Source organism: Paenibacillus sp. FSL R7-0179, from assembly GCF_038002265.1.
GTDB lineage: Bacteria > Bacillota > Bacilli > Paenibacillales > Paenibacillaceae > Paenibacillus_AQ.
The window spans coordinates 285,987-306,293 of sequence record NZ_JBBOCC010000001.1 but is presented as its reverse complement, the minus strand read 5'-3'; the positions used below and the strand labels follow the sequence as shown (position 1 = coordinate 306,293).

Below are 20,307 nucleotides of genomic sequence, written 5' to 3'. Positions count from 1 at the left end.
TATAATGCTGATTACATCATCACGATGGAGGATATCATACGGGAAGGCGACCCTGTCCTGCGTACGGTAGCGGAAACCGTACAGTTGCCGCTACAGGCGGAAGATCGCGGTGCACTGCAGAGTATGATGCAGTTCCTTAAGAACAGTCAGGATGCCGAGATGGCTGCCAAATATAAGCTGCGCTCAGGGGTAGGCTTATCCGCCAATCAGATCGGACTATCGAAGCGGATGTTTGTCATGTATTTGAAGGATGATAACGGCAAGAACGTAGAATATACCTGGATAAATCCCAAGATTATCAGCCATTCGATGGCCATGGTCTATCTGCCGGAGAGCGAGGGCTGCCTGTCCGTGGACCGGCCGGTGCACGGCTTCGTACCACGGTATGAGTCTGTGAAGGTCAGGGGCTTTGATCTGAACGGCGAGGTGATTACCCAGAAATTCAAGGGCTATCAGGCGATCATCATCCAGCATGAGATGGATCACCTGGACGGAATGATGTTCTATGACCGGATCAATCCGCAGAACCCGTTCAAGCTTCCGCAGGATGTGGAGATCCGCAGCCTGTATGAGCAGAAGGGCAAGTAGACAAGGAACCTTTAACAAGCACTTGATGTCTGAAGCAGCCATCGTGATAAGTTATGTAGTGGTCGCCTTCACGGGCGGGAGCATGCAGCTTGCCGTACGGCTGGTGACCCCGCTTGCGGTGGCTGCGTTGTTCGTGTACGGGCGGCGTAAGAGTGGGGAGTAGTGAATTATCCTGGGGTATTTTTACAAATTATTTCATTGAAATCCCTGCTAATATCATGTAAACTGGGTATAGTAATATTAAGTTGTATCTCAATCTTAAGGTACATGCTGGACACGGTAGCGTCCGGTACCCTGCGGGAGGGTCTCACAAAATCCTGGAATATTACCAATCGGCTACCACGTAATCATCATTCTTGGTTTCATGGAATATCCTATAAGTATGTCGCTTGAAGCGAGCTGGACCTGGTAGCGTCCGGTACCCTGCGGGAGGGTCTCATAAAACCCTGGAATACCACAAATCGGCTACCTTTAATAATAATGTATTGCTCTGATGTCTTTTTCATCAGGGCATTTTTGTTATTAAGAAAATAGTTCTAGGGGGAACATTATTGCTAACTGCCGCAGCTCTTATCGCACTTCAATCGAAACCATCATTCACGGATGTGGAATTACTGCCGCTAAGCGATTTATATTACCAATATCTATATCCAAATATCTTTGAATTTGTTCTAGCAAGCGGTGAAATAATTATATTGAAGTTCAATTTAGAGGCATTCTGCCATTTACTTGGTCTTAAAAAAACTGTTGAACAGGCGAGAAGACTCAGCCGGGAAGTGAAGAAGGAATACAAGGGAATGGCCGGTTGGAATGCGATTCGCGAAGGGCGGTCAAGCAAAGCAATTATACGGGCGTATGGAGTTTCGTTGGACCCGATGAAAGACAAGATGTTGTTTTTTTATTACTTGCCTGAACTTCTCCGAGTTGGCTCATTAGCAATCAAGTTTGTTCCTTCAGGTTCATCCCGAATTCCTTCTGAAATTATTATTTATAATTTGCATGTTGCAGACAATACATACATCCAAATTGGAATCAGCAAGTGTGACCACGGAAGATGGTACTATCCTGAGACTTTTTTAATTGAACGTGTTAAAGTTTCGCGGCCTAATAATAAATTTGCCGACCCGCCAAGCACAGTTGTTTCTATCACCAGTCGGAACATTTATCCGCGATATTCTTCTCCAATCCGACCAAAAGTCAGAAGAACAGCTTGTCGGCTACCAAAGCGTTCACATCGATTAAGGAAGCATTAGAGTTGAGGCTATTATTCATATATTAAAAACGAAACCCCTGCCGCTTAAAGCTTTAATGGCAGGGGTTCTCCTATGTGATCAAAATCGATTACTTCTCCGCAGCCATAGCCGCGAACGAAGCCTCTGCCGCTTCCAGGGTGAGGTCGATGTCGGCATCCGTGTGGGCGGTGGTCAGGAACCACGCCTCATATTTGGACGGGGCCAGGTTGATGCCCCGGCTCAGCATATGACGGAAGAAGCTGGCGAACATTTCACCATCGGTATCCTGTGCTTCCTCATAATTCGTAATGGGATGGCTGCAAAAATGTGTGGAGAAGGCGCCGCGAATCCGGTTGATGGTGAGCGGAATGCCGTGACGGTCAGCGGAGGTCTGAAGTCCTTCGGTCAGGCGGATTGCCAGCCGCTCCATCTCGTCATAGACGCCTTCAGCACTAAGCACCTCCAGGCAGGCAATCCCTGCCGAGATCGAGGCAGGGTTACCGGCCATCGTGCCGGCCTGATAAGCAGGACCGAGCGGAGCGACCTGCTCCATGACATGCTTGCGGCCGCCGTAAGCACCGATCGGCAGTCCGCCGCCGATGATTTTGCCAAGGGCCGTCAGATCGGGAATGATCTCCTCATGATTCACAAGACCGGCATAGGTCTGCGTGGAGCCATAGTGGAAACGGAAAGCGGTAATCACTTCATCATAGATGACCAGGGAGCCGTTCTCGTGCGTCAGCTTGCATAGGCCTTCCAGGAAGCCTGGCTCCGGCATAACCATACCGAAGTTGCCGACAATCGGCTCGACCATAACGGCAGCCACATCCTGGCCCCATTTCTCGAGAGCTTCACGCAGGGCGTCCAGATCATTGAAGGGAACGGTGATGACCTCTTGGGCGATGCTGGCCGGAACGCCTGCGCTGTCCGGGATGCCCAGTGTCGACGGACCTGAGCCTGCGGCTACAAGCACAAGGTCCGAGTGACCGTGATAACAGCCGGCGAATTTGATGATTTTGCTGCGCTTGGTGTAGGCGCGGGCGACGCGGATGGTCGTCATGACGGCTTCTGTACCGGAGTTCACGAAGCGTACCTTATCCATCGAGGGAATGGCTTCCTTCAGCATCTTGGCCAGCTTGATCTCAAGCCGGGTTGGCGTTCCGTAGAGCAGTCCGTTCTGCGCAGCCTCTGTAATAGCGGCGGTGATATGCGGGTGGGCATGTCCGGTTATGATCGGGCCGTAGGCGGCCAGATAATCAATATATTCATTGCCGTCCTCGTCCCAGAAGCGTGAGCCTCCGGCGCGTTTCATGAAGACAGGGGCGCCTCCGCCTACGGCCTTGAAGGAGCGGGAGGGGCTGTTCACGCCCCCGACAATATGCTGTAGAGCTTCGTCATATAGCTGTTCTGATGTGCTGCGGTTCATAGGTAATGTTCCTTTCCTCTTGGCTTGTGCCCAAGGGAAAGGGCGAACCGCGGCTGATTCCCGCTGTCCGCCCGCCCCGTGTGCCAAGCATGGTTATATTGGATGTTATTTTGTTTCCGGTGATGCTGAAGGGCTGCTGCCCGGTGAAGCCTCTGCTCCAGGAGTTGGCGATGGTTCTGGTGCAGTGAGTGTATCCTCTACGAACTTCTTCAGTGCCTTCTCGCTGCTGAACCCGATCACCTGGGAGCCGTCCTTGAGGGTCTTCTCCCGGATCAGCTTCATCGGCGGAATCTGCTCGCTGCCGCCCATAGAGCTGTCATAGCCTACAGCGCCCAGCTTCCACATGTCACTCGCGTCAAGGTTCGTGTCGATATAAGGCGTAACCTGACCGAGAATATTCGGCAGCTTGATGATCGAAGTGGTGCTGATCACCTTGTCCGCCACCGCCTTAAGGAAGCCGCGCTGGCGCTCGGTCCGGGTGAAGTCGGAGGTGGCATCATGGCGGAAGCGTACATATTGCAGCGCCATTTTGCCGTCCAGGTGCTGGAAGCCTTTTTTGAGATCAATGTCGTATTCAGGCCCGTCAGCCTTGGTGGTATAGCGCATGTCCTTCTCGACCTCATAGTCCACACCGCCCACGGCATCCACCAGCTTAATGAAGCCCTGGAAATCGGTATAGACATAATATTGAATCGGAATGCCGAGCAGGTTGCTTACCGTCTGCATCGCCGTATTGGGGCCGTAAGTAATGGCGGCATTGATCCGCTGACTCCCGTGGTCTGGTATATCAACATACGTATCGCGCAGAATAGAGAAGACATAGAATTTCTTCTTCACCGGGTCCAGAGAGGCCACCAGCATCGTATCCGAGCGCGGAACCTCGCCCTTCTTCACCCCGCGGCCATCCACGCCCATAAGCAGGATGTTAACCGGCTCTGTGCCCTCCCATTCAGGGGGCTTAACCGCTTCTGCCGAGGCAGTGGGAACATTCGCGAACGGAGAATCTTCGCCTGTCTTGTGGAGGTTATCGAGCTGGTTGTAAATAGCAGTGAAATAGTAAACCAGACCTCCGATAATTAAAAGGAGTATGATTGCCAGAGTCCAGAGCAGCGGTTTCTTCTTTGACTTGCCGGCTTTGGCGTGCCGGTTCTTTCTTGGTGGCATTTCGTTCGTCCTTTCCAGTTCACATTCTCTACATTATAATTTCTTTTGGGAAGACACGCAATTTCAGGTTCACCAACTATATCGGCAAGGAGTGAATTCTACATGAATATTACGATCGGCCAGGAGGTCCCCGACTTTACGCTCCCCGCATCTACAGGACGGGAGATTACTTTAAGCGACTATCGCGGCAGGAAGGTGCTGCTCTATTTCTATCCCAAGGACAGTACCCCGGCTTGTACTCAAGAGGCTTGTGATTTCCGCGATGCCCACGATACAATTGCCGCGAATGGGGCGGTTGTCCTTGGAATCAGTGCTGATCCGCTGGCCTCACACAGCAAATTCAGCACGAAGCATAGCCTGCCGTTCCCGCTGCTGTCGGATGAGGAGCATAAGGTCAGCGAGCTGTTCGGCGTCTGGCAGCAGAAGAAGCTCTACGGCAAGGAGTTCATGGGCATTGTCCGTTCTACTTTTCTAATTGATGAGGAAGGAGTTCTAATAGCGGAGTGGCGAAAAGTCAGAGTGAAGGGCCATGTGGAGGCCGCATTAGAACAAATCGTGAAATAATTAAGTATGCTGGGAATTAATTGTATTTGTCTGTTACTTTTCTAACAGCTCTAGTCAGGCTTACTCGTGATATAGTTGCCTCATATTACTTCAAATTTGGAGCAAGGTATGGGGGATGGCATGAAGAGACTGCGTATTGGGCTTGACGTCGGATCAACTACAGCCAAATTGGTGGTTATGCAGCGGGATATCATTATATATCAGGATTATGTGCGTCATTTCAGTGATATAAAAAAAGCGGCGGTTACCCTGCTGTCAGAGGTGCAGCAAAGATTCACAGGCAGTGAAGCAGCGCTCACCGTAAGCGGCTCCTCCGGGTTATCTCTGTCTAAGCTAGGGGAGATTCCGTTTGTCCAGGAGGTTATTGCCTGCACGAGGGCAATCAGCGGACGGATTCCAGAATGTGATACCGCGATTGAGCTGGGCGGTGAGGATGCCAAAATCATCTATCTCAGCGGCGGCATTGAGCAGCGGATGAATACAGCCTGTGCAGGCGGTACGGGAGCATTCATCGATCAGATGGCCTCTCTGCTGCAGACGGACCCTGCCGGGCTGAATGCCCTTGCGGTGAAGCATGAGCGGATCTATCCCATCGCTTCGCGCTGCGGGGTATTCGCCAAGAGCGATGTGCAGCCGCTGCTGAATGAAGGAGCACGGCGTGAGGATGTGGCAGCCTCGATCTTCCAGAGCATCGTGAACCAGACCATCAGCGGCCTCGCCTGTGGACGGCCTATCCGCGGGCGTGTTGCTTTTCTCGGGGGACCCTTGACGTTCTTGTCCGCTCTGAGGGACCGGTTCACGGAGACGCTTGGACTGAAGGAAGAGGAGGTGCTGTTCCCGGAGCACTCACAATATTTCGTAGCCATCGGTTCAGCACTTGCCGGCTCAGATCCCTTATACCTGCCGCTGAGCGGCTGGATTGCCCGGATCATGGCGGTTGACTTCTCGCAGGACCGCGCGGAGGATGCAGAGCTGGCGCCGCTGTTCAGAGCACCGGATGAGCTGGCGCAGTTCAGACTCCGGCACAGTAAGGCTACAGCGCCGCGTTCTGTGCTGGCAGCTTACCAGGGGCCGGTATATCTCGGAATTGATGCCGGCTCTACCACGACCAAGCTGGTGGTTACCGGAGCGGCGGACGAGATTCTGCATACCTTCTATGGCAGCAATGGCGGTAATCCGCTCCAGTCGGTCACCGACGCGCTGAAGGAGCTCTACCGGATTCTGCCCTCTGGCTGCTACATTGCTGGAGCTTACGCAACCGGTTATGGCGAGGGTCTGGTCAAGGCGGCGCTGCGGATGGACGGCGGGGAAGTAGAGACGGTGGCCCATTACAAGGCAGCCTCCCGGTTCATGCCGGAGGTCGATTTCATCCTCGATATCGGCGGCCAGGACATGAAGTGCATCAAGATCCGCGGGGGAGCTATCGACAGCCTGATGCTGAATGAAGCCTGCTCGGCGGGCTGCGGCTCCTTCCTGGAGAGCTTCGCTTCCGCACTGGAGCTTGGCATAGAGGAATTCGCCGCTGCTGCGCTCGAATCGAAGGGGCCGGTGAATCTCGGCTCGCGTTGTACCGTGTTCATGAATTCCAAGGTGAAGCAGGTCCAGAAGGAAGGGGCGACACTTGCCGATCTCTCGGCGGGGCTAGCCTATTCCGTGGTGAAGAATGCGCTGCAAAAGGTGATCAAGATCCGTAATCCCGAAGATCTGGGCCGGAATATCATTGTTCAGGGCGGCACCTTCTATAATGAAGCTGTCCTGCGGGCTTTTGAGCTGCTGACGGGAAGAACGGTAGTCAGACCCGATATCGCCGGTGTGATGGGCGCTTACGGCTGTGCGCTGATTGCCAGAGAACAGGCTGCGCCGGAAGGAATCAGCACAATTCTCGGACCGGAGGAGCTGGAGAGCTTCCAGTATTCAGTTGCTCCAGGCCGCTGCAGCCGCTGTGCCAATAACTGTGCGCTGACCATCAGCCGGTTCCCGGACAAGAGCTTCCATGTGACGGGGAACCGCTGTGAACGCGGCGCAGGCGGCAAGAAAGAGAAGAACACACTACCGAATCTGATGCAATATAAATATGAGCGGTTCTTCGCCTACGAGGGCCTGCCTGAGGTAGCGGCGGTCCGGGGAACGGTTGGTCTTCCGCGCACAATGAATATGTTCGAGAATTATCCGTTCTGGCATACCTTTTTCACCTCGCTGCGCTACCGGACCGTGCTGTCTCCGAAGTCGAGTAAGAAGCTGTATGAGAGCGGAATGGATACGATCCCTTCGGAATCCATCTGCTATCCGGCCAAAATGGCGCACGGGCATGTACAGCAGCTGATCGGGCAAGGCGTAGACTTCATCTTTTACCCGGCGGTGGTGTATGAGAAGAAGGAGGATGATGCGGCGCAGAATCACTTCAACTGCCCGGTGGTTGCCTCCTACCCTGAGGTGATCCGCAATAATATGGACGGCCTGAAGGAGCAAGGGGTTCCGCTGGTCAGCCCGTTCCTGACCTTCGACGATATTCCGGCGCTGACCCGGGTGCTGGTACGAACCTTCGCCGAGGTGCCTAAGGAGGAGATTGCGGCTGCTGTCCAGGCGGGACTGGCGGAAGCGGAGCAGGCGAAGAACGATGTGCGTACCAAAGGAGAGGAGACGCTGGTCTTCCTCACGGAGACAGGCACGAAGGGGATTCTGCTCTGCGGGCATCCGTATCATGCCGACCCTGAGATCAACCACGGGATTGCCGATATGATTACCGGTATGGGACTTGCGGTGCTGACCGAGGATTCGATCTGCCATCTGGACCGCAGTGAAGGGGACGTTGGCGTAGTGAACCAGTGGACCTACCATGCGCGGATGTACCGTGCGGCCCGGCTGGCGGCGGGAAGAAGCGATCTGGAGCTGGTCCAGCTCACCTCCTTCGGCTGCGGAATCGATGCGATTACCTGCGATGCGGTTCAGGAGATTATGGAGCGGCACAACAAGGTCTACACGCTTATCAAAATCGATGAGATCAGCAATCTCGGAGCCGCACGGATTCGCCTGCGTTCACTCCAGGCCGCGATGCGCGAGCGCGAGAGAGGCGAGGTTAAGCCGCAGCTGCTCTACAAGCCGCAAGTCAATGTGCCGTTCACCAAAGAAATGAAGGATAGCTATACCATCCTTGCCCCGCAGATGTCACCGATTCATTTCGAGCTGTTCGAACGGGTCTTCCAGGATGCAGGCTACCGGCTGAAAATTCTGGAATCGACCGGTCCGCAGGAGACGGAGGAAGGCCTACGGTACGTCAACAATGATGCCTGTTATCCGGCGATTGTAACGATCGGGCAAATGCTGTCGGCACTGAAGAGCGGCGATTACGATCCGGACCGGACGGCTGTGATTATGTCGCAGACCGGAGGCGGCTGCCGGGCGACCAATTATATCTCCCTGCTGCGCAAGGCACTGAAAGATGCCGGTCTGGGGCAGATCCCGGTCATCTCCCTGAATGCCTCCGGGATGGAGAACCAGCCGGGCTTCCGCATCAGCCTGAAGCTGGCGAACCGCCTGATCGCCGCAGCCTGCTATGGGGATCTGATGATGCGTCTCCGGCACCGCTTCAGACCGTATGAAGCAGTGCCGGGAAGCGCAGAGGCCTTATTCCGCGAAGGAATGGGCCGCTGCAAGGGCAGCCTGTCAAACTTCTCGTTCCGCGAATATAAGCGGCTGACCCGTGAGATTGTTGCCGGGTTCTCGCGGCTGCCGGTCATCCCGGCGGATAAGCCCAAGGTGGGGATTGTCGGGGAGATCCTGATCAAATTCCATCCGGATGCCAATAACCATATCATCGACATGATTGAGGCCGAAGGCGGAGAGGCCGTGATGCCTGATTTCCTGGACTTCATTTTCTATTGTGTCTACAATCCGATCTACAAGGCCGGGCAATTCGGCAAAAGCAAGCGGCTGGGCTATATCAATCCCATGCTGATCTCCTATCTCGAAATCTACCGCAAGCCGGTCAAGGTAGCACTGGAGGAGGCAGGATTATCCAAAGGCCGGGAGAATATCTACGGTCTGGCCGAGAAGGCAAGCCGCCTCGTGTCGGTCGGCAACCAGATGGGCGAAGGCTGGTTCCTGACAGCGGAGATGATGGATCTATTGGATAACGGTGTGAATAATATTGCCTGCATCCAGCCGTTTGCCTGCCTGCCGAACCATATTACCGGGCGCGGGATGATTAAGGGGCTTAAGGATCTATATCCTGGTGCGAACATCGTCGCCATTGATTATGATGCCGGAGTCAGCGTGGTCAATCAGGCTAACCGGATCAAGCTGATGATGTCGATTGCCAGCGGCCTTGCCGCCGGTACCCAGCCGTCAGCGGATGATCTGGCACAGCTGGTGCCAGTCATGGCCGGTGGTGTGGGCTGCCAGGGGTAGAGCCAGCCGCCTGCGAATAAGCAGCGGTTTAATAAATGAAGAGCGGACCGGAGGAAACTCCGGTCCGCTTTTTTGCCTTTCAGGGCTCAACCCGCATGTATGCGGAGAACCGAAGACATGGGGCCCGCGGGAGGCAAGTGGAGAGAGTGTAGTCGGAGAACCGAAGACATGGAGCAGGCGCAGAGCACGTGGGCCAAATGTAGTCGAAAAACCGACTACATAGAGCAGACGTAGAGCACGTGGGCCGAATGTAATCGGAAAACCGACTACATGGAGCAGGCACGGAGCATGTGGGCCGAATGTAGTCGAAAAACCAACTACATAGAGCAGGCGCGGAGCACGTGGGCCGAATGTAATCGGAAAACCGACTACATGGAGCAGGCACGGAGCACGTGGGCCAAATGTAATCGGAAAACCGACTACATTGTGTTTGGCGCGAAGGTGAGTGGACCGGATGCAGCACGGAGTCACTTCTGCAGCTTCTGCTTCACCTGCATCGCCTTGTTCAGATGGACGAAGTTATGCCGGGTGGCCGGCATCAGCACATGACCGGCAAAGGTCTTGCCGCCCCAATAATCCATTAGCCACTGCTCGCTGTCCAGTACGGCCTTTTCTTCCCGGACTCTCTCAAACTGCGCCGGAGTGGCCTTCCTCCCGAGCTGTCCCGGCTCCAGAGAGGATAGGATGGAACGTGTTCTGCGGGCGACAGCGCGACGGTACTCAGTCAGCGCCCCGAGATTCACCTCTCTGCTGAGCGCAGCGACATCTTGTTCACTCATCCCATTGCCGGAATGAACGTAAGGAACCTCCAGCCTCCGGGCATACTGACCCGAGTATAGCACCTGTTCACAGTCTGCCCCCAGGATATTCATGGTGATATCCTCAATCCGTGCACTGTGCCAGAGATGCCAGACGATTGAATTACGGCTGCCGGGTGTCTGCACCGGGTAGCTGCGCGCAGTGGACTCCAGCAGCGTGTCCCATAATGTATCCTCGTAGGTTGCCTGTTGCCCGTTGCTTTCTTCAGAGGCGAAGAGGGCAGTATGCAGCTCCAGAATGATAGCGACTGCTTCAGTATGCGCCTTCGGGTTGGTGATGATCCTGGACAACATTTTATGCTGCCTGTTCCAGTAGTTTCGTTGTTCTGTATTCATGTTTAACCCTCGCTTTCCGTAATTTTTCAGAAAATTTCTGTAAGAAAATCATTGACGGATAAATAGGTAAATAGTAAAATAGTTCGCATGCGAAATATTATTGTGCATTATGCTTGTGGAGGGATAAGGCTTGGAAGAAAAGGAAAAGCAACTGGACGATATTCTGTCCTCTTTCCGCTGCATTACCCATAATTTCCAGCAGCTTCTGTGGAAGTATGCGGAAGAGCTTAATATTACCTCAACCCAGCTCATGGTGCTGCGTAAGTTAGCGGTGCATCCGGACATTGGTATCACTGAGCTTGCCGATTTGCTGCATCTGGGCAATAGCGCGGTCAGCGGGGTTGTGGACCGGATGGTGAAGGCCGGGCTGATTACCCGTGAACGCTCGCAGAGCGACAGGCGTATATTCAAGCTGGCGATGACCGATAAGGGCAAGGAGATCCGTGAGCTCAGCAAGCAGTCATTCAGACGGCATCTGCAGCCGCTGGGCGAACTTCCGCCCGGGGATGCACAGGAGCTGCTGCGGCTGCATGGTGAAATTATCCGAATTCTAGAACAAGGGAGAGACAACAAGAAGCTATGAGTACAATTACAGCCGGTAATGCACCGTCCAAGACGGTCCGCAGAGGCCCGATTATCGCAGCGCTCCTGATCGGCGCCTTCGTGGCGCTGCTCAATCAGACACTGATGAATGTGGCACTGCCCAAAATGATGGAGGATCTGAACATCCTCGCCAATACGGCCCAATGGCTGACGACAGGGTTCATGCTGGTTAACGGTGTGCTTGTGCCGATCAGCGCCTATCTGGTGGAGAAATTTACGACCCGCCAGCTCTTTACGACCGCAATGATGTTATTTTCGATAGGTACTCTAGTCTGTGCAATAGGAACAGGCTTTGAGATGATTATGGTCGGCAGAGTCATTCAGGCCGTGGGTGCCGGAATTCTGATGCCGCTGATGAACATTGTGTTCCTGCGCATCTTCCCGATAGAAGAACGGGGCAAGGCGATGGGACTGATGGCCGTTGCAATGATTTTTGCTCCGGCTGTCGGACCTACCTTGTCCGGCTGGGTTGTGCAGAACTACTCCTGGCGCGTGCTGTTCTACATCGTGCTTCCGCTGGCCATCTTCTCGATGCTGCTCGGCATGAAGACTATGCAGAATGTCGGTAAGCTGACTTCTCCGAAGCTGGATAAGCCGGGCGTGATCTTATCGACCCTGGGCTTCGGCGGGCTGCTCTACGGCTTCAGTGATGCCGGAACAGACGGCTGGGGAAGCACGACCGTTATTCTCTGCCTGATCCTGGGTATCGTGTCCCTGGGGCTGTTCGTATGGCGTGAGCTGACCACAGATAAGCCGCTGCTTGAGTTCCGCATTTTCCGCTACAACATGTTCTCACTGACTACCGTAATCAACATTATCGTCACCATGGCTATGTACGCAGGGATGATCCTGCTGCCGATCTACCTGCAGACCATCCGCGGCTTTACACCGATGGAATCCGGACTGATGCTGCTCCCGGGTGCGGTTCTGATGGGCGTTATGTCGCCGATCACCGGAATAATATTTGATAAAATCGGCGCCAGATGGCTGGCGGTTATCGGCCTTGCCATCACCACTGTGACGACCTGGGAATTCAGCCAGATCAGCACCACTACCACTTATACTCACCTGATCCTGACGTATACGGCCCGGATGTTCGGGATGTCGATGCTGATGATGCCTATCGTTACCGCCGGTCTGAACCAGCTGCCGCAACGTCTGGCTTCCCATGGTACAGCCATGTCCAACACCCTGCGTACCGTAGGCGGTGCACTGGGGATGGCCCTGTTCGTCAGCCTGATGACCAACCGTACGAAGAGCAACATTACCGATGCACTGGTAAGCGGAGCGGTGTCGAAGACCGATAAGGCTGCGATGCTGAAGCTTACTCAGGACGCAACGATTAACGGGATTACCCATGCGTTCGCTGTAGCAACCTGGGTGACTGTTGTTGCCCTGGTGCTGGCGCTGTTCATCCGCAAGACCTCTCCGCAGCCCGACTTCCTGAAGACGGAAGAAGCGGAAGGCGGACAGCCGCAGCCGAACCTGACGAAATCACAGAGAGCATAATCCTGTATATAATAAAAAGACGATCCGATATAACCGTTAACGGTTGCCGGATCGTCTTTTTGCGTCTGCGAACCAGGGTGGAATTGCCCCACTGTCCTTCATGTTCCCCAGTCTCCCAGTCCAAAACCGGCTTCTCCCTTAGAGTATAAACCGGCAAACCTGACAACATGGATTCAGGTTCAGATGCGATCTGCTGAATATGCCGCCGCGACGCCTCGGGCCACCTCGCCTAATCTGCGGCGGACATGCTCCGGTCCCAGCACCTCCAGGACGGTCCCGAAGCTTAGCAGGTAGCCGTACAGCCAGTCATTCTCAGGGTACTGGAGTGTGAGGATATATCCGCCGGTAGCATCCCGCTGGAGCGTCTCACAGTCGAAGTATTCCTCGGCTAGATGCTTGCCTTCAGGTGTGAAACGCAGCGTGACCGGTGTGAGATTCTGCGGTTCCTTCCAGGCACTGCTCCACGGCAGCTCTGTAAGCGGGATATCCTGGCGGATATAGTGCCTGTTCTCCTTCACCAGCGCTTTCATCCGCAGCAGCTTGAAGAGACGGAAATCCTGACGGTCCTGGCAGAACCCGTATAAGTACCAGAACTGTCCCTTAAGAACCAGCGTATATGGCTCGATTGTACGCGTACTTACCCTGCCTTCGGCCGTTATGTATTCAAAAGTGACCATGACCTCTTCCTCCAAGGCTTCTTTAAGGAGGTTCAGCCGCTCCTCCAGCGCACCTGTCAGCTCCCAGGGGGAGAAATCGACGATCATTTGGGTGGTTTTGCTGCGGAAGGCAGCGATCTGGGAGGGAGGGACAACGCTGCTGATCTTCTCCATCAATAGCTGATGGCCCTCCCCTCCGATGGAGGAGGCGCTTTGCAGCGCACTGAATATATCGGCCAGCTCGCGTTGCGATAACACGTTGCGGTCCAGCCTGTAGCCCTGCATGAGGCCAATGCCGCCCCCTGCGCCCTGATAGGTAACCACAGGGATGCCTGCGCTGTTAATACTGTCTATATCGCGGTAAATCGTACGTACAGAGACCTCGAACATATCGGCCAGCTCCTTGGCCTGAATCAGCGGCCGGTTGAGCAGGAGAATGACAATGGAGAGCAGACGGTCTATTTTCACAGGGATACCTTCTTTCGGGCGTTAGGTGAGCTTAAGTCAGCGGGTCTTGGAGGTTTCTTTAACCTTTACCTGGACCTTGGCATCAAGCGTAGCCGCAGGCTTGCGCCGCCGCAGCCGCAGAGAAATGGCAGCCCGGTAACGATAGATAATAATCAGCGCAGCGATGGCCAGCACGCCGACCGCGATCCAGAGGGCGTAGGATTCGATCAGGTGGAAGATGCCCATCCACTGCGGGCCGAAGATTTTGCCGATTCCGAGGAATAACACCACCCAGAATATTGCGCCCCCATAGGCATACATAGCGAATTTACGGAAGGGCAGGGCGATAATCCCGGCAAAATAACCGGTGAAGTGGCGGACGCCGGGAATGAAATAGCCGATGGAGATCAGCACGCTGCCGTATTTCTCGAACCAGCGCTGTGTCTTTTCCAGCTTGGCCGGAGAGAACATGAACCATTTGCCGTACCGCTGGATAAAGGGCAGACCGGCCTTGAGGCCGATGAAATAAGTAATGGTCATCCCGATTGTAGTCCCTAAGAAGGCTACGATCACCAGGGTGAAGAAATCCAGTCTCCCTGTGTAAGAGAGAAATCCTGCGAAGGCCATCGTGGTCTCCCCGGGAAAAGGCAGGGCGATGAATTCGAGCAAAAGCCCGAAGAACAATACGCTATAACCGTAGCTCGCAAACAATTCTTGTATCCATTTCAGCATATCCATAGATTCTTCACTCTCCAAGGCTGCGCGCCAATTCTATTCTGAAGCTTGTCTTCATATAATCTACCAAATGGTGCGGAAGCGCCAATAGAATGCTGGAGGTAGAGAAGATGAAGGACAGTCGGGAAAATCCTATCCGCCGCATCATGATCTGCGGGTTGCTCATTATTGCTGCCATGTTGAGTCTGGGTGTGTCAGCCTATGGAGGGCAGGAGAATTCTTCCGGTTCGCGGAGGGCGTACTCCCTGCAGGCTGAAGCAGGCAGTGCGTTACCTCTACTCTCTAAGAATAATGCTCCGGCTGTCCCGGTGCAAGATTTGCGCCCGGCAGCTTCCAGAATGACAACCGCAGAATTGCGGCAGCCGCACATCTCGGGCGGTTCAGCCTCTAAGGCAGGTGCGCAGCGTCCTGCTCCCGCTATACAGCAAGTATCTGCTGCTGCGGGGAAAGCTGCTCCAGCAGCCGGACACCGCAAGGAGAAGGTGGTCTATCTGACTTTTGACGACGGGCCAAGCGCAGTTACTCCTAAGGTGCTTAGCATATTGCAGGAGCAGGGGGTTAAAGCGACCTTCTTCGTGCTTGGGGATCAGGCCGCAGGCCGTCCCGAGCTGATCAAGGCCATCTGGGAGCAGGGTCATGCTATCGGCAACCATACCTATAATCATAATTATCATGATTTATATAGCGGCTTCAAGGAGTTCTGGCGCCAAATCAAACAGACGGAGGAAACGGTACGTGAGATCACAGGCATCCGTCCGCAGCTGGTCCGTGCGCCGGGCGGCACGTTCGGCCATTTCGACAGCACATATTTCAATCTGCTGAAGCAGGCAGGCTACGGGGTGATGGACTGGACTGTGGACAGCGGGGATTCCCGCCGCCGGGGAGTGCCTGCTGCGGAGATTATACAGGCTTCTGTGGCTGACTTGAACTCCTCCAGTGTGGTATTGCTGCTGCATGACGGATCGGGCCATGAACAGAGCGCCAAGGCACTGCCTGCTATCATTGAACGCTACAGAGCAGCCGGTTATGAGTTCGGTGTTCTGGATGCGCAAAGTGATCCCGTACAGTTCAGAGTGTCCTCCAAAGCAGCCGCCCTTCATAGAAGCAAACCGTCACAGGATTGGATATCGGCCAATATTTCCCCGAATGCGGAGTTGCTTGCACCAGGCAAGGCGCTTGCCCTTGAGGTTGGCGGGCTGGAGACCAAGCTGAAGCCCGGAGAGTACCGTCTACAGGATGGGCAGTACTATGTTCCGCTACGCGCCACCGTAGAACGGCTGGGTGGACGGGTCGGCTGGAATGCGGTTACCCGGAGCGCAGCTGTCAGCTGGAACGGCCGCAGCATGACGTTAGACTCACAGAAGCAGGAAGTGGGCATTCACTGGCCGGACGGTACAGCAGAGTACAAAGCGGCACAGGTGCAGCTCCAGGGTTCCTCCCTCTGGGTACCCCTGCGTATGCTGCTGGAGGCGGCAGGTCATCCGGATGCTGAAGCCTTTGTTAATGCAGAGGAGCGCAGGGTTACCGCAGCTTAAGGCGGATATCCGGGTTGGAAGGCGGGCTGGACATAGAGAACGGCAAGGAGAGCAGAGAACAGGGAGCGCTTGCGGGGAAAAGCGGCTGCTGAATGTCTGGGCATCCTTTTTCGTGGAAAGAATAGATAGCAACAGGCCTCAACAAGCAGTATAGCCAGAGAAAGTACAGGCTGCCGGGGGCTAGTCTATGACCATGGAAGGGTGTCCTCCTTGTCCTCATCATCATTGACAGATCCGAAATCACAGGTATTTTCACAGCAGAACAGGTACGGGAATGCAGAGATTGCCGGGTTCCCCCGGAAGCACATCCGCCGCGCAGCCAAGGAGTGGGGGCGAATGCTGCTCCTGATGGCGGTTACCGGAGGGCTGTATATGTGGCGCGGCGGAGAATCGCTCCTGCTGCTGCTGACAGCTGGCGGAGTGGTTATGTCCGGCGGCCTGCTGATGCAGCTCTGCGGTCCACGGCGAGTTAGTGTCCAGCGCACGATTACTCCTGCGCGTCTGTCTGCGGGGGATGACGCTACCGTAGAGGTTCAGATTTCTTTTGCCGCCAGAATCCCGCTGCCCTGGATGATTGTGACCGATTACTGGAGCGGGGGCAGCCATCAGGAGCTGCTGTTTCCCGGCTTCCGGCGATCCTTCAACTATTCGTATGAGCTGCTGTCTGTCCCAAGAGGAGTGCATCAGCTTCATGGGTGCAGTGTAACCTGGGGAGATCTGCCGGGGCTGTTCACAGGCGGCTGCCAGCCGGGTGGCAAAGCGGGCTTCAAGGTGTTGCCAAGAGCGCTATATATGGGCGCAGCAGTGCCGGATACCGGCTTGCTGCCCGGAGACCGTGCATCCGGGCGGGGAACCCACAGCAGCCCGCAAGCAGCGGATATCCGTGATTATGCGCCGGGTGATCCGTTCAGCCGGATTCACTGGAAGAGCAGCGCCCGTAAAGGCAACCTGCAGAGCAGAGTGCCGGAGCGTGAAGCGGGGCAGATGACCTGCATCGTGCTTGCGAGCAGTCCGGCGGATTATGAGATTCCCGGCGGTGCGCATGCTCCCCGCAGCCAGCGGAGGTCGGTGATCCCGGCCTTTGAACAGGCGGTATCGGCTACTATGGGGCTGCTGCTCTCTGCCGAGCGCTCCGGCAGCTACATCCAGCTCTTCAGCGGGGGCTGGCCGGAAGGAATGGCCAGACATGAGGGGGTGGGCCAGATCCCCGGGAGGGTCCGGGATCTGCTTACAGAGATTGCCCCCTCCGGTTCACAGAGTCTCAGCAGATTGCTGGAGGAGGCATCGCAGAGCTGGATTCCCGGGATGACGGTATCCGTCATTACCGGCCGGCTGGAGGAGGAGCCGGCGAGAACGCTGGCCCGCTTCCTGGTTCAGGGAATCAGGGTGGAGCTGTATTATGTCTGGGACCAGCCATCTCCGAGCCGGACTCCCGGTAATCCTGTGCGAAGCCCCGCCGGAGCAGCGGGGACAACGCCGGAGCTAACCCGCAGCAGCAGGCTGGCACCGGAGGGGCGGGAACCAGCCGGGCAGCATGATTCAGCAGCTTACGGGACCAGCAGACCGCCTGCCTCGGATACGATTGCGGGAAGTCTGATGCGGCTTGGCGCGAGGATTCACTGTCTGAGCCAGGCTGCTCCTGCACAAGGGTACAAGGGGGCGGAGCCAGATGGATTTCCGGATAACTCCACCTCCTGCTAGTGCGGGTACGGATGGTGCCAGTCCGGTGGGCTCAACCCACAGCAGGCAGCGCCGCTCCGGCAGCATCATCTTTACAGCGCCAGGGATGCAGGAATCAGACCTTGCAGAGAACAGCAACGCAGGTAAAAGAGAGAACAGCCCCCTGTACTATCGCGGCCTGTTCTCTTTGGCAATTATGGGCGTCTTTGGGCTGTGGCTGCTGCCGCTCTACAAATTGTCTGCGGCAGCGGACCATACACAGCTCCTGCGGCTCCTCATGCTCTCGGCAGCAGCGCTTCTCGCCTGGGGTTGTCTGCTGTTACCCCGTCTTGTACAGGTAAGCGGGCAGTTTCTTCTAATCTTCATGACCTGGATTGGCCTCTGTACTGCTGCGGGAGGCGGGGGCGGGTGGCTGAAGGTCTATGCCTTGGAGAAAAGCGGAGAGGATGCCCTGCTGCTGCTCTCCGGCCGGATCTCCGCCTTAAGCGAGGACAGCAGGCTCCTGATTCTGGTGCTGGGCTGGGGACTGCTGGTGTCCTCCGTCCAGCAGCTCGCGCTGTACAGGGGAAGTATTGCGCTGTTCACCGGTGTAACGCTGGTATATCTGCTGGTACTGGATATGGGCTATGCCGTTAATACTTCCGGGGATGTACTGGCCACGGCGGGGCTGATCCTGTGGCTGCGGTCCTTAAGCGGCCTGCTCCATCTGCAAGAACGGACAGGGAGGCAGGTGCTTCCTTACGCCCGCTGGGGAGCCAGGGCGTTATCGGCGGCTGTGCTGGTAACGCTGGCCGCCTGGTTAGCCGGGCAAGGGCTGGGTGCACGTCCGGCTGCCCCGGTTACACTGCAGCCGGTGCTGGACAAGCTGGAGCACTGGGCTGCAGCGCAAAAGCCCGATGAGACAGGAGTACCCAAAGCTGGCAGCACCGGCTACAGTATGGAGGACAGAGAGCTTGGGATGCCTCTGACTCCAAGCACAGAGGCGGCCTTCACGGTCACTGCCCCCCGTCCCTACTACTCGCGGGGGGAGAGCATGGCGTATTATGACGGCCGCCGCTGGATCAGGAGCGGAGCCGCGTATGCAGCGCTGAATCTGCCCCGCCTGTCCGGGGCGGTGCCTGCTCTGGCGGATGCTTCACCCTCCGGGGGGCAGACCCTCATCCAGCGGATTCAGCTCGCTTCGCCTTCCACTGGAGGTGTGCCGCTGTTCAGTGCAGGCGCTATAACAGACGTACAGAACATCCGGCTTGCGGATGGAAGCCAGCTGGGTTACGTGCTGGCCAGCCCGGACAGGCTCAGCTTCCGCCTGCCGGAAGTCTACGGCTCCGCAGGGGTTACGGAGTATACCGTCAAGTCTGTTCTGCCGCCAAGTGATCCGGCAGTGCTGCGGATGCTGAAGGGGAATGATCCCGACGGGGTCCGCAGCCAGTATTTGCAGCTCCCCGCTGCTCTGCCGCCCAGAGTACGTGCACTGGCCGGCGATCTTACCGGAGCTGCTGCGAGCCGTTACGATGCCGCCGTAGCCGTGGCCGGCTATCTTCAGGACGGCTACACCTATTCGCTGAAGACCCGTGTGCCGCCATCCGGTGCAGACTTCACCGATGATTTTCTGTTCGGGACCCGTCAGGGCTATTGTGTGCATTTTGCCACTGCGATGACGGTCCTGCTGCGCAGCAGCGGCATTCCTGCGCGGTACGTCCAGGGCTATGGCCCGGGAACCGCCGTGCCCGGCTCTGTGCCGCAGCGCTACAGTGTGACCGGCGGCGACGCCCACGCCTGGGTCGAGGTCTATTTTCCCGGCGCGGGTTGGGTCCCCTTCGACCCCACGCCCTCCGCCGCTGCCGACGCTGCCCCCGGCGCGGCGGCCACGGACCCGGCGGCTGCCGCCGCGCCGCCGGACACCCGCCGCTGCGCTGCGCTGCACGCGGACGCGCTCACTGCCGCCCTGCCGCAGGCGGGCGGCCCGGACCGTGCGCCGCTCGCGCTGGCGGCGCTGGTGCTGGCTGCGGCCCTCCGCTGGCGGCGCAGCCTGGCCCTGCTGCCGGCGGTGCGCCGCGCCGGCAGGCTTGGCCGTGAGCGGCAGCTGCGCGCCGCCGCTGCGGCCTGGCACGGGCTGGCGGCGCGGTATGGGCCGCCGCTGCCCGGGGTTACCGCCAGGGAGTACGCAGACTCCCTGGCTATCGAGGACGGGCGGCTGCGCGCCGCCGTCCGGGGGTTTGTACGCCAGTGGGAGACCCTGGCGTATGGCGGCGCCGGAGGCGGCGTGCCTTTAGCGGCGCCAGATACCGCTGGAGACGGCATGCCTTTTCCGTCCTCCGCACTCACGACGCCTTCCGCACCCACGACGTCCTTCGGACCCTCTGCACCCATGCCGCCTTCCGCGTCCCAACGCCGTGCCCCCGCCAGCGCTGCCGATGCCATGGACGCAGAGGCTTTCATAGCTCGGTGCCTGATGATCACATTCCATCTGACGTGATCCGGCAAAAGGCGTCCCTGCGTGTGCAGCGGACGTCTTTGTGACGGCTAAGCTAGCCGCTCCAAATGTAATCGAAAAACCGACTACATTTAGCGCTGCGTGGATACGAGGACCAAATGTATTCGAAAAAC

The 20,307-nt window shown here is 56.5% G+C and carries 15 protein-coding genes; 10 read left to right on the top strand and 5 right to left on the bottom strand.

Annotated features, from left to right (window positions below):
• The first annotated feature begins 24 nt into the window (after positions 1–24).
• From def to MKX63_RS01235, 3 genes are all read left to right on the top strand, one after another.
• Complete coding sequence (gene def / locus MKX63_RS01245) at positions 25–588, top strand: peptide deformylase (protein WP_341018471.1); 564 nt, start codon at positions 25–27, stop codon at positions 586–588.
• Between the two features lie 25 nt (positions 589–613).
• A complete protein-coding gene (locus MKX63_RS01240) occupies positions 614–751 on the top strand; it encodes a hypothetical protein (RefSeq protein WP_341014734.1) in 138 nt (45 codons plus the stop codon).
• A 388-nt stretch (positions 752–1,139) separates the two neighbouring features.
• Positions 1,140–1,841 (top strand): PBECR4 domain-containing protein, encoded by a 702-nt coding sequence (locus MKX63_RS01235; protein WP_341014733.1) that lies wholly within the window; start codon positions 1,140–1,142, stop codon positions 1,839–1,841.
• Between the two features lie 88 nt (positions 1,842–1,929).
• Here MKX63_RS01235 and MKX63_RS01230 read toward each other — a convergent pair whose 3' ends face one another.
• Positions 1,930–3,246, bottom strand: coding sequence for a glutamate-1-semialdehyde 2,1-aminomutase (locus MKX63_RS01230; RefSeq protein WP_341014731.1), 1,317 nt, complete (start codon positions 3,244–3,246; stop codon positions 1,930–1,932).
• Between the two features lie 105 nt (positions 3,247–3,351).
• Positions 3,352–4,410, bottom strand: a complete 1,059-nt coding sequence (locus MKX63_RS01225; RefSeq protein ID WP_341014730.1) for an LCP family protein — start codon at positions 4,408–4,410, stop codon at positions 3,352–3,354.
• A gap of 102 nt (positions 4,411–4,512) precedes the next feature.
• Here MKX63_RS01225 and bcp point away from each other — a divergent pair, with 102 nt between their 5' ends.
• Both bcp and MKX63_RS01215 read left to right on the top strand, forming a co-directional pair.
• Complete coding sequence (gene bcp / locus MKX63_RS01220; RefSeq protein ID WP_341014728.1) at positions 4,513–4,974, top strand: thioredoxin-dependent thiol peroxidase; 462 nt, start codon at positions 4,513–4,515, stop codon at positions 4,972–4,974.
• A gap of 120 nt (positions 4,975–5,094) precedes the next feature.
• The gene (locus MKX63_RS01215) at positions 5,095–9,381 is read left to right on the top strand and encodes an acyl-CoA dehydratase activase-related protein (protein ID WP_341014726.1); all 4,287 of its coding nucleotides are present in this window, start codon (positions 5,095–5,097) and stop codon (positions 9,379–9,381) included.
• A 467-nt stretch (positions 9,382–9,848) separates the two neighbouring features.
• Here MKX63_RS01215 and MKX63_RS01210 read toward each other — a convergent pair whose 3' ends face one another.
• A complete protein-coding gene (locus tag MKX63_RS01210) occupies positions 9,849–10,535 on the bottom strand; it encodes a DinB family protein (RefSeq protein WP_341014724.1) in 687 nt (228 codons plus the stop codon).
• A gap of 130 nt (positions 10,536–10,665) precedes the next feature.
• Here MKX63_RS01210 and MKX63_RS01205 point away from each other — a divergent pair, with 130 nt between their 5' ends.
• Positions 10,666–11,118 (top strand): MarR family winged helix-turn-helix transcriptional regulator, encoded by a 453-nt coding sequence (locus MKX63_RS01205; protein ID WP_341014723.1) that lies wholly within the window; start codon positions 10,666–10,668, stop codon positions 11,116–11,118.
• Positions 11,115–12,647, top strand: coding sequence for a DHA2 family efflux MFS transporter permease subunit (locus MKX63_RS01200; RefSeq protein WP_341014721.1), 1,533 nt, complete (start codon positions 11,115–11,117; stop codon positions 12,645–12,647). Before MKX63_RS01205 ends, MKX63_RS01200 begins: the two co-directional genes overlap by 4 nt.
• Before the next feature lie 179 nt (positions 12,648–12,826).
• On the opposite strand, the gene MKX63_RS01195 is transcribed toward MKX63_RS01200, so the two are convergent.
• Positions 12,827–13,771: a helix-turn-helix transcriptional regulator gene (locus tag MKX63_RS01195; RefSeq protein ID WP_341014719.1), complete on the bottom strand. Its 945-nt coding sequence runs from the start codon at positions 13,769–13,771 to the stop codon at positions 12,827–12,829.
• A gap of 36 nt (positions 13,772–13,807) precedes the next feature.
• Positions 13,808–14,488 (bottom strand): DedA family protein, encoded by a 681-nt coding sequence (locus MKX63_RS01190; protein WP_341014718.1) that lies wholly within the window; start codon positions 14,486–14,488, stop codon positions 13,808–13,810.
• Positions 14,489–14,595: 107 nt separating this feature from the next.
• Between MKX63_RS01190 and MKX63_RS01185 the strand changes: the two genes are divergently transcribed.
• The 3 genes from MKX63_RS01185 (at position 14,596) to MKX63_RS01175 (ending at position 20,176) form a co-directional block, all read left to right on the top strand.
• Positions 14,596–16,020 carry a polysaccharide deacetylase gene (locus MKX63_RS01185; protein ID WP_341014716.1) on the top strand — a complete coding sequence of 475 codons (1,425 nt, stop codon included), beginning with the start codon at positions 14,596–14,598 and terminating at the stop codon, positions 16,018–16,020.
• 210 nt (positions 16,021–16,230) lie between these two features.
• Positions 16,231–17,721, top strand: a complete 1,491-nt coding sequence (locus tag MKX63_RS01180) for a DUF58 domain-containing protein (protein ID WP_341014714.1) — start codon at positions 16,231–16,233, stop codon at positions 17,719–17,721.
• Positions 17,690–20,176 (top strand): transglutaminase-like domain-containing protein, encoded by a 2,487-nt coding sequence (locus MKX63_RS01175; protein ID WP_341014713.1) that lies wholly within the window; start codon positions 17,690–17,692, stop codon positions 20,174–20,176. Before MKX63_RS01180 ends, MKX63_RS01175 begins: the two co-directional genes overlap by 32 nt.
• Positions 20,177–20,307: the final 131 nt, after the last annotated feature.

Coding starts and splice junctions, on each gene's coding strand:
- MKX63_RS01210 (WP_341014724.1), bottom strand. CDS start 10,535: ATGAATACAGAACAACGAAACTACTGGAACAGGCAGCATAAAATGTTG.
- MKX63_RS01200 (WP_341014721.1), top strand. CDS start 11,115: ATGAGTACAATTACAGCCGGTAATGCACCGTCCAAGACGGTCCGCAGA.
- bcp (WP_341014728.1), top strand. CDS start 4,513: ATGAATATTACGATCGGCCAGGAGGTCCCCGACTTTACGCTCCCCGCA.
- MKX63_RS01230 (WP_341014731.1), bottom strand. CDS start 3,246: ATGAACCGCAGCACATCAGAACAGCTATATGACGAAGCTCTACAGCAT.
- MKX63_RS01225 (WP_341014730.1), bottom strand. CDS start 4,410: ATGCCACCAAGAAAGAACCGGCACGCCAAAGCCGGCAAGTCAAAGAAG.
- MKX63_RS01175 (WP_341014713.1), top strand. CDS start 17,690: ATGGATTTCCGGATAACTCCACCTCCTGCTAGTGCGGGTACGGATGGT.
- MKX63_RS01240 (WP_341014734.1), top strand. CDS start 614: ATGTCTGAAGCAGCCATCGTGATAAGTTATGTAGTGGTCGCCTTCACG.
- MKX63_RS01215 (WP_341014726.1), top strand. CDS start 5,095: ATGAAGAGACTGCGTATTGGGCTTGACGTCGGATCAACTACAGCCAAA.
- def (WP_341018471.1), top strand. CDS start 25: ATGGAGGATATCATACGGGAAGGCGACCCTGTCCTGCGTACGGTAGCG.
- MKX63_RS01190 (WP_341014718.1), bottom strand. CDS start 14,488: ATGGATATGCTGAAATGGATACAAGAATTGTTTGCGAGCTACGGTTAT.
- MKX63_RS01185 (WP_341014716.1), top strand. CDS start 14,596: ATGAAGGACAGTCGGGAAAATCCTATCCGCCGCATCATGATCTGCGGG.